The 9,403-nt window shown below is 65.3% G+C and carries 9 protein-coding genes and 1 other RNA gene; 6 read left to right on the top strand and 4 right to left on the bottom strand.

Annotated features, from left to right (window positions below; translation table 11 throughout):
* Positions 1–29: 29 nt before the first annotated feature.
* From epsC to msrA, 3 genes are all read right to left on the bottom strand, one after another.
* The gene (gene epsC / locus ABFX29_RS02730) at positions 30–614 is read right to left on the bottom strand and encodes a serine O-acetyltransferase EpsC (protein ID WP_152227489.1); all 585 of its coding nucleotides are present in this window, start codon (positions 612–614) and stop codon (positions 30–32) included.
* A 46-nt stretch (positions 615–660) separates the two neighbouring features.
* A complete protein-coding gene (cysK, locus tag ABFX29_RS02725; RefSeq protein ID WP_152227491.1) occupies positions 661–1,596 on the bottom strand; it encodes a cysteine synthase A in 936 nt (311 codons plus the stop codon).
* Between the two features lie 83 nt (positions 1,597–1,679).
* Complete coding sequence (gene msrA / locus ABFX29_RS02720) at positions 1,680–2,204, bottom strand: peptide-methionine (S)-S-oxide reductase MsrA (protein WP_152227493.1); 525 nt, start codon at positions 2,202–2,204, stop codon at positions 1,680–1,682.
* A 127-nt stretch (positions 2,205–2,331) separates the two neighbouring features.
* Between msrA and ABFX29_RS02715 the strand changes: the two genes are divergently transcribed.
* The 3 genes from ABFX29_RS02715 (at position 2,332) to ABFX29_RS02705 (ending at position 5,018) form a co-directional block, all read left to right on the top strand.
* Positions 2,332–3,252, top strand: coding sequence for a Nif3-like dinuclear metal center hexameric protein (locus ABFX29_RS02715; RefSeq protein WP_152227495.1), 921 nt, complete (start codon positions 2,332–2,334; stop codon positions 3,250–3,252).
* A gap of 74 nt (positions 3,253–3,326) precedes the next feature.
* On the top strand, positions 3,327–4,067 hold the full coding sequence (locus ABFX29_RS02710) for a zinc ribbon domain-containing protein (RefSeq protein ID WP_152227497.1): 741 nt from the start codon (positions 3,327–3,329) through the stop codon (positions 4,065–4,067).
* Positions 4,068–4,100: 33 nt separating this feature from the next.
* On the top strand, positions 4,101–5,018 hold the full coding sequence (locus tag ABFX29_RS02705; RefSeq protein ID WP_152228351.1) for a reverse transcriptase-like protein: 918 nt from the start codon (positions 4,101–4,103) through the stop codon (positions 5,016–5,018).
* A gap of 33 nt (positions 5,019–5,051) precedes the next feature.
* Here the strand turns inward: ABFX29_RS02705 and ABFX29_RS02700 are convergent, their stop codons facing one another.
* Positions 5,052–5,822, bottom strand: a complete 771-nt coding sequence (locus ABFX29_RS02700; protein ID WP_152227499.1) for a YaaA family protein — start codon at positions 5,820–5,822, stop codon at positions 5,052–5,054.
* Positions 5,823–5,866: 44 nt separating this feature from the next.
* On the opposite strand from ABFX29_RS02700, the gene rnpB reads away from it, so the two are divergent.
* From rnpB to ABFX29_RS02685, 3 genes are all read left to right on the top strand, one after another.
* Positions 5,867–6,251: RNase P RNA component class A (gene rnpB / locus ABFX29_RS02695), an RNA gene on the top strand.
* A gap of 153 nt (positions 6,252–6,404) precedes the next feature.
* Complete coding sequence (locus ABFX29_RS02690; protein WP_170287745.1) at positions 6,405–7,718, top strand: MFS transporter; 1,314 nt, start codon at positions 6,405–6,407, stop codon at positions 7,716–7,718.
* A 187-nt stretch (positions 7,719–7,905) separates the two neighbouring features.
* Positions 7,906–9,372 (top strand): glyceraldehyde-3-phosphate dehydrogenase, encoded by a 1,467-nt coding sequence (locus tag ABFX29_RS02685; RefSeq protein ID WP_152227503.1) that lies wholly within the window; start codon positions 7,906–7,908, stop codon positions 9,370–9,372.
* Positions 9,373–9,403 lie beyond the last annotated feature (31 nt).

Genomic DNA, 9,403 nt, shown 5'->3' with positions numbered 1-9,403 from the left:
AAGGGGGCAGCCGGCCATTTTGTTTGTACCTAGATGTAGATCGCCGGATCCACGTACTCCGCCGGATCAACGGCGGGCTGGTTCATCTTTGGATCACGGTGCCGCCAGGTTGCCGGGATGCCCGTGATGATCGAGTCCGCAGGTGCGTCCTTGACCACCACTGCATTGGCACCCACTGCACTGTTGGCGCCGATGGTCACGGGGCCCAGGATTTTCGCCCCGGCCCCGACGACGACGCCGTTGCACAGGGTGGGATGCCGTTTGACCTTGGCCAGCGACCGTCCGCCCAGGGTTACGCCGTGGTAGAGCATCACGTCGTCGCCGATTTCCGCTGTTTCACCGATCACCACCCCCATGCCGTGGTCGATGAAGAAGCGCCGGCCGATTCTGGCGCCGGGGTGGATTTCGATCCCGGTGGCAAAGCGGGCGAACTGCGAGAGCGCTCGTGCCGGGAAACGCAGCGCCGGGTTGGCCCACATTTTGTGGGTCAGCCGGTGCACCCAGATGGCGTGCAGCCCGGAGTAGACAACGAGGTTCTCGAAGGATCCGCGCGCCGCCGGGTCGTGGGACGCGGCAGCGGTGAGGTCTTCGCGCAGGCGGGACAGGAAACTCACGGGTGACTTTCTGCTTCGGGGTACCCGCCGTCGCCGGCGGGGCTGGCTAGCCGCGGATGTCGTCGTAGAGAACTGTGGAGATGTAGCGTTCTCCGAAGTCACAGACAACGGCCACGATCAGCTTACCGGCGTTTTCCGGCCGCTTCGCGAGTTCCAGCGCGGCCCAGACGATCGCACCGGAGGAAATGCCGCCCAGGATTCCTTCCTGGGTGCCCAGAGCACGTGCAGTGGCTACGGAGTCCTCAATGGAGGCATCGAAGACCTCGTCGTAGATTTCGGTGTCCAGGATTTCGGGGATGAAGTTGGCGCCGATGCCCTGGATCTTGTGCGGTCCCGGGGAACCGCCGTTGAGGATGGCGGAGTCCTTGGGCTCGACCGCGACGATCTGCACGCCCGGCTTGCGCTCCTTCAGGACCTGGCCGACGCCGGTTATGGTGCCGCCGGTGCCCACGCCTGCCACGAAGATGTCCACCTTGCCGTCGGTGTCGGCCCAGATTTCCTCGGCCGTGGTGGTGCGGTGGATCTGGGCGTTGGCAGCGTTGGCGAACTGCTGGGCCCAGATGGCGTTGTCCGTGGTGGCCACGATTTCCTTGGCCTTCTCCACCGCGCCGCGCATGCCGTCCGCGCCCGGAGTCAGGACAATCTCGGCCCCGAAGGCGCGCAGCATGACCCGGCGCTCAGTGGACATGGTTTCCGGCATGGTCAGGATGACCTTGTAGCCGCGTGCGGCGCCCACCATGGCCAGGGCGATTCCGGTGTTGCCGGAGGTGCCTTCCACGATCGTGCCGCCCGGACGCAGTGCGCCGGCCTTCTCAGCGGCGTCGACAATGGCCACGCCGATGCGGTCCTTGACCGAGTTGGCGGGGTTGTAGAACTCAAGCTTGACCGCCACGTCGCCGGGCAGGCCTTCGGTGAGGCGGTTCAGGCGGACCAGCGGAGTGCCGCCGACCAGCTGAGTGACGTCGTCGTAAATTCGTGCCATGGTATTTGTCCTCTGTTCGAAAAGCCTGTGAACCGGATGCGGAACGCTTGTTGGTTCAAGCGTATCCGCAGGCATTCATAGGATCAGTTGTCAAGCCATTCGGCGTAATATTTCCGGGCCTTGGCGAGCTTGGGATTGATGATCACCTGGCAGTAGCCCTGTTCGGGGTGCTTGGCATAGAAGTCCTGGTGATACTCCTCTGCGCGGTGGAAAACGGGAAGCCGGGTAATTTCGGTCACGATCGGATCGCTCCACAGCGCCTGGGCACGTTCACGCGCCTTCTCCATCTCCTCGCGCTCCTCCTCGGTCCGGTAGAACATGGAGGAGCGGTACTGGGTGCCGACGTCGTAGCCCTGGCGGTTCAGGGTCGTCGGATCGTGGGAGATGAAGAACATGTCCAGGATGACCTCTGCCGGGATAACGTCCTCGTCAAAGGTCACTTCAACGACCTCAGCGTGTCCGGTAACGCCCGAACAGACGCTGTCATAGTCCGGATGGGCGGTGAACCCGCCGGTGTAGCCGGACACGACGCTCTTCACGCCGCGGGTCTTCTGGTAGATGGCGTCGAGGCACCAAAAGCAGCCTCCGCCTAGAACATAGGTCTTCATGCCAATGTATAAGCCTGTACGCCGGGCAAAGATTCCCCGGCCGGGCTTTCTTCCTTCCGCGGCGCTAAGCACAGCACGACGTGTTCCCTTACCCCGCAGCGGTGCCGGTGGGGTAGAACTGTTACCTATGGAAACCCCACGCAACCCAGACGCCCAGGGCAGCGCCGAAGAACCGGCCGGGGCAGGCGAAGACGGACCCGTCCAGGAGCCGGCGCAGGCCCGGCTGGGCGACGTGCTCCTGGCCGTTGAGGAACTCTGGCCCGAATCGCTCGCAGAGGACTGGGACGCCGTCGGCCTGGTGGCCGGCCGCCCCGAGCGGAGCGTGGAGCGGATCCTGTTTGCGGTCGACCCCACGCACGAGGTCATTGACGAAGCACTGGAATGGGGAGCGGACCTGCTCATCACCCATCACCCGCTGCTGCTCAAGCCCGTGCACTCAGTGGCCGGCACAGGATTCAAGGGCGACGCCGTACACCGCCTGATCGAGGGCGGCTGTGCCCTCCTGACAGCCCATACCAACGGTGACAGTGCCGTCGGCGGTGTCTCCGACGTCTTGGCGGACGCGTTCGGACTGCTGGACACCGTGCCGCTGGCGCCGGCCGCCAACGGCCTCCCGGAGGAGGGCATAGGGCGGGTAGGCAATCTTCCTGAGGTCACCACGCTCGCCGAATTTGCCGAGCTGGTCTTCAGTATCATGCCGGCGGTTGCCGGCGGCGTCCGCGTGGCGGGAGACCCCCAGGGGCTCGTGCGGCGCGTAGCCGTGTGCGGCGGGGCGGGGGACAGCCTGTTCAACGCTGTGCGGGAGCAGCAGGCGGACGTCTATGTGACGGCGGACCTGCGCCATCATCCGGCCTCGGAAGCCCGTGAAGCTGCGGTGAACGGCCGGCCCTACCTGATCGACGTCTCGCATTTTGGCAGTGAATGGCTGTGGTTGACTCCGGCGGCGGGTGCCCTGGAGAACGTGCTGGCGGACCAGGGGTTCAGCGTTGAGACCCGGGTCAGTACCCGCAACACCGATCCGTGGGACTTTGTCCTCACGCCGGGCTAGCCATCCACGCCTGCCGGTGGCATAGGCTAGGAGGGCCGCACCAGTCAGGCAAGCGGATTATGTGGAGGTATTTGGTGGCAAAAGCATCACCGGCTGAGCAGCTGCGGCTGCTCGACCTGCAGGCGTTGGATTCCAAGATGAGGCAGCTGGATTCACGGGCCCGCAGCGTTCGGGAAAACCCCGACCTGAAGGCCCTCGCCGCCAAGGCCGCTGCCGCGCGCTCGGCGCTTGGCACGGCAGCCACCCAGAGCGCCGATATTGAGCGTGAGCTTGCCCGCGCCGAAGCTGACGTCGCCTCGGTAACCGCACGCCTGGAGCGGGACCAGAAGCACCTGGACAGCGGTTCCGGCGGTTCGAAGGAACTGACCGCCCTGCAGAGCGAGATCGAGTCGCTCAGCCGCCGCCGGTCGGACCTGGAAGACACTGAACTTGAAGTCATGGAGCGCCTGGAGTCTGTCCGGGGGATTGAAGCGGCGCGCCGTGCCGAGGCCGCGTCCGCTGAGGCCGAACTCGCGGACCTCGAATCCAAGCGCGACGCCGAGCTGGCGGAAATCGAAGCCGAGCGCGCAGAAACCCAGCGCCAGCGCACGGAGCTGGCGGGACGTTTCGCCCCGGATCTGCTGGCCGTCTATGAACGGACCCTGGCCCGCCACGGAATCGGCGCTGCAAGGCTCTTCCACGGAACCTCCGAAGGCTCCGGCATGCAGCTGAGCCCCGGCGACCTTGCAGATATCCGCAAGGCAGCTGAAGACGACGTCGTCTTCTGCCCGGACTCCGGCTGTATCCTGGTCCGCTCCTCCGAGTGGGGCAGCTGAGCGGTGACCCTGTTCGACCCTTCGGACACTACCGTGTCCGCCCAGCCGGGCGCCCGGCGGACCCTCATTGTCGAAGCCGACGGCGGCTCCCGCGGCAACCCGGGCCACGCCGGGTACGGTGCGCTGGTGCGCGATCCCGAAACGAACGCCATTCTGGTGGAAAAGGCGGAGTACCTGGGCATCGTGTCCAATAACGTTGCCGAGTACTCCGGACTGATCGCTGCCCTCGAACTGGCCAACAGCATTGACCCGGACGCCTGGATCCTGGCCAAGATGGACTCCAAGCTGGTCGTTGAGCAGATGAGCGGCCGCTGGAAGATCAAGCATGAGGACATGCAGCGCCTGGCGCGCAAAGCCCGCTCAGTGGTTGATCCGCACCGCGTGAAGTACCAGTGGATTCCCCGGGAAATCAACAAGGACGCCGACCGGCTTTCCAACGAAGCCATGGACGCGGGGATTGCCGGTGTGCCGTGGAAGGGGCGGAAGCTTCCCGGAGCCGCAGACACGGAGACTGGAAGTGCCGCCGCCGCGGCGGAAACCGCGGCAGCACCGGAGCCCGTTCCAACTGGCCGCCTGCACCACCTGGAGCTCTGGGTGCGGGACTTCCCCCGCGCTGAAGCCAGCGTTGGCTGGCTGCTTGAGCGCCTGGGATTTGTGCGCACGGATTCCTGGGAAACCGGTGCCAGCTGGATGGGCACCGGGGGGTATATCGTGATCGAGGCAGGTCCCGACGTCGTGCCTGCGGAGCACGAGCGCCTTCGCCCGGGCCTGAACCACCTGGCGTTCGGTGCCGGCACGGCAGCAGAGGTTGATCTGCTGGTCCGCCGTGCAGGCAGCCACGGCTGGACGCTGATGTTCCCGGACCGGCACGCCGGGGGAGAAGGCCACTATGCCGCCTACCTGGAGAACGGGGACGGATTCGAAGTCGAGCTGGTCGCCGACCGCACCTAGGCGCCGCACCCGGCGCTAATGGTCCTAACGGTCCTAATGGTCCTGCGGAAGGATCAGGTTGAGCTGGTACGGCTTGCGGCCGGCGGGCGGCACCAGCTCCGCCTCCCACTTCTCCGCAGCGGCGTCCCGCAGCTCCTCAACGGAGGACGGGGCGTCGCCTGGGCGGGTGAGCAGATGCCGTGCCAGTTCTCCCCGTGTGTGCTTGGCAAAGTGGGATACCACCTTGCGTTCACCGTTTCGCAGCTGGAAGACGTTGACGGCGGCAGTGTTCTGCTGCGCGGGCTGCCAAGCCGCGGCATAGGTGCTGGAGCGGCAGTCCACCACCAGCCGGCCTTCGGAATGCCGGCCCAGCGGCTGGGCCAGTGCGGCCTTCCAGAATGCCGCCAAACGGCCGCAGCCCGGGAGGTTCGTGCCCATGGAGAGCCGGTAGGCCGGGATGGCGTCGCCGAACCCAATTGCGCCCCAGAGAGCGGAAACCACCACCACGGCGTCGTCCGCAGCGGCCTGCTGTGCGGGGGTGAGCGTGGCGTAGCCCAGCGCGTCGTACAGCACGCCTGAGTAGATCCGGTGCGCCGGTGCACAGGGTTCGCTCTCGAGGACCGTATTGCGGCGCACCTCCTCCGCCAGCGAGGCACCAACCCCCAGCACAGCGTGCGCGTCCGGGGTGGCGCTTGCTTCCATGAGGGCGGCGAGCACTTCCTTGCGGGCAGCGGCCAGTTCCGGGAAGTGCAGGGATTCGGTAGTCAGGGTTGGGCCCGCCTGTGGACGGGTCTTGCCTTCGGAAGGGGGCAGGAGGATCAGCACTGATTAATCGTAAGGTCCTGCGGCAGGTAGCATTGACCGCGGGACGGGTTGGCCAGGCAATCGCGTCAGGACGGTTTTAGGGCCGGACCTGCCGAGGAAAGTCCGGGCTCCGCAGGGCAGGGTGGTGGGTAACGCCCACTCGGGGAAACCCGCAGGCCAGTGCCACAGAAAACAGACCGCCCGCGTTTATCCGCGGGTAAGGGTGAAACGGTGGTGTAAGAGACCACCAGTGCCCCGGGTGACCGGGGCAGCTAGGTAAACCCCACTCGGAGCAAGGCCATACAGGGTGCGTTTGAGGGCTGCCCGCCCGAGCATCCGGGTAGGCCGCTGGAGGAAACCGGCAACGGTTTCCGGAGATGGATGATTGCCGCCTGCATCGCCGGTAACGGCACGCAGGTACAAAACCCGGCTTATCGGCCAGCCCGTCCCGCCCATCTGCACGGCCATGGCCCGACCGGGCATTATGTACACCTTCTGCCGCGCTTTCAAGCATCATAAGGCGTTCAAGGGGAATTTGGGCTGACTTATTTCTACCGGTAGGGCGCGTCATGCAACCGCATGAACCTCGGCTATTCTGTGTCGATGATCACGCATCCCGCGTCCGGCAGGCACCTCGTGGTGCGCAACGCCAATTTCCGGGCACTTTGGGTTTCCTCCACCATGGGTATCCTTGGCGGCTCGGTGACCGCGGTGGTCCTGCCCATCATTGCGGCAGTGGAACTCGGCGCCAGCGACTTCGCCGTTGCGGCCCTGTCCGGGATGGTCTTCCTGCCCTGGCTGCTGTTCGGGCTTCCTGTCGGGGTGGTGGTGGACCGCCGGCGCCGCCGTCCGGTGATCCTGGTTTCGCTCGTAGCCCGCATCGTCCTGCTTGCCACGCTGCCGGCCGCATACTGGCTCGGCGTGCTCACGACGGCGCAGCTGTTCATAGTGTCCTTCCTTGCCGGACTCGCGGCGGTCTATTTCACGCTTGCCGAGGCAGCGCTGATCCCGCGGGCCGTAACGAAGGACGAGCTCATAGAAGGCAACGGGCTGATGACCGGCTCGGGTGCGTCTGCCGACGCCGTTGGACGCGGACTGGGCGGCTGGATGACCCAGGCTGTGGGTGCGTCGAATTCGCTGCTCGTGCAGCTGGCTGCCTCCGTTGCCTCTTTCATCGCCATCCTGGGGCTCAAGGTGGAGGAGACTATCCCTGCCAGTCCGGAGAAGCGCCATATCTGGCGCGAGATGAGATCCGGCCTGAGCTATTCGCTCAGCACCACCCCGCTGCGTGTGCTGCTGCTGGTGGCGGCGCTGTGGAACCTCGGCGGGAATATCGTGGTTTCCCTGATCGTCCTGCTGGTGGTGCGGACACTGGGGGAGAACGGCACCTGGCTCGGGTTCCTGATGGCGGCTACGGCGGTTGGCGGCACGCTGGGCGGACTCAGCGTGAAGCGGCTGGCCGAACGCTTCGGTTCCGGAGTGGTGTGGCGGTACTCGATGTTCCCGGCTGCAGCCGGTTATGCTGCGCTGCTGCTGATGACCCCGGGCTGGGGGATGCTGCCGGGCTTCTTCGGGATGTTCCTCACCGGGCTGGCCATCTCGATGAACATCGTGGTCTCCACGAGTTTCCGGCAACGGGTCTGTCCTCCCGAGATGATGGGCCGCCTCGGCTCCGCCACCAGGATGGTGAGCTGGGGGATGCTGGCGGTGGCATCGCTGCTGGCCGGTGTCCTCGCCACCACCATCGGCGTGCGCGGCGGAATCATCATTGGCATACTCATCGCGGTGCTGGCTCCGTTCGTTGCCGCTCGGGGGCCGCTCAAGGGTGTCCGGCACCTCGAGGACCTGGAGCCGGCACCGGCTGAAGCAGCAGCGGGGACGCCGCAGGCCGCAGCCCAGGAGCAGTCCAAGCTGTGATGAACATCTCCTAAGCCCGTCCTGAGGTTTGTCTGTGGCCTAATACACTTGTAAGTGGTTCGCGGCCGTGCCCTGCGCCGCGAAGCGTCAAGACACGGCCCAAGCGGGCTTGCTCCGGCCCCGTCGCCGGAGGACTTACCAACCGGTCACAAAGCAGTGCCGGCTGAGACAAAGGATGTGAAGATCTGTGAGCCAGAAGTCCGATACCTGCCTGGATGCGTGGATGGACAGGGAGGCTATGGCAGAAGCCATGATCCCGCTCATTGGCCGGCTCTACCGGGAGAACAGTGTTGTTACCTCGGTTCACGGCCGCCCGCTGGTCAACCGCTCCGTCATCGATATCTTGAAGGCGCACCGATTCGCCCGCCAGATTGACGACGTCGAGCTGCCGGTGTCCGAAACCCTGCCGATCCTTCAGGCCCTTACCGAACTTGAGCTCGGTGCCGCCTCGGTGGACCTGGCCCGGATGAACGCCAAGTACCAGCGCGAAGGCAACGGCGCGCCGCTGGTGGAGTTCCTGCGTGCCGAACTCTCCGAGGTCGCCGGCAAGCACGGAGCCGACGAGCGGACCAGTACCGACGTAGTCCTGTATGGCTTCGGCCGAATCGGCCGCCTGCTGGCGCGCATCCTGATCGACCATGAAGGCGGCGGGCACGGCCTGCGCCTGCGGGCGATCGTCGTGCGCAAGGGCGCCGAGAACGACCTGGTCAAGCGCGCCAGCCTGCTGCGCCGCGATTCGGTGCACGGGGCTTTCCCGGGCACCATCACTGTCGATGAGGCAACCAACACCATCCTGGCCAACGGAACGCTGATCCAGGTGATCTACTCCAATGATCCGGCGGCCGTCGACTACACCGCCTACGGCATCGACAACGCGATCGTGGTGGACAATACCGGCCGCTGGCGCGACGAGGACGGACTGGCCCAGCACCTGAGCGCCAAGGGCGTCTCCCGGGTACTGCTGACCGCGCCGGGCAAGGGCGACCTGAAGAACATCGTGCATGGCATCAACCACCAGGCGATTACCGACGATGACAAGATCCTCTCCGCGGCGTCCTGCACCACCAATGCCATCACGCCGGTACTGAAGGTGCTCAACGACAAGTACGGAATCGTCAACGGGCACGTGGAGACGGTCCACTCCTTCACCAACGACCAGAACCTGATCGATAACTTCCACAAGGGCGACCGCCGCGGACGTTCGGCCGCGCTGAACATGGTCATCACCGAGACCGGTGCTGCAAAAGCAGTGGCCAAGGCGCTTCCGGAACTTGCGGGCAAGCTCAGCGGCAACGCGATTCGCGTTCCCACCCCGGATGTCTCCATGGCCATCCTGAACGTGAACCTCGAAACTGAGACCACCAAGGAAGAGCTGAACACCTTCCTCCGGGAGACGTCGCTGAACTCCGAACTGCACAAGCAGATCGACTACATCGATTCCCCCGAGGTCGTTTCCACGGACTTCGTTGGCTCCAAGCGCGCCGGCATCGTGGACGGGCTGGCCACCATCTCCAACGGTAAGAACGCCATTCTCTACGTCTGGTACGACAACGAATACGGCTACAGCTGCCAGGTGATCCGTGTGCTCGAAGAAATGGCGCACGTGAACCCGCCGGCGTTCCCCCGGGCCGAGGAACTCGTCGCCAGCGCCTAGGAGCGCCTGAAGCAAGGCAAACGCCCCGCCG

This window comes from Arthrobacter gandavensis (assembly GCF_039528575.1).
Taxonomy (GTDB): Bacteria; Actinomycetota; Actinomycetes; order Actinomycetales; family Micrococcaceae; genus Arthrobacter_B; species Arthrobacter_B citreus_B.
This window is presented reverse-complemented; position numbering and strand designations above follow the sequence as displayed.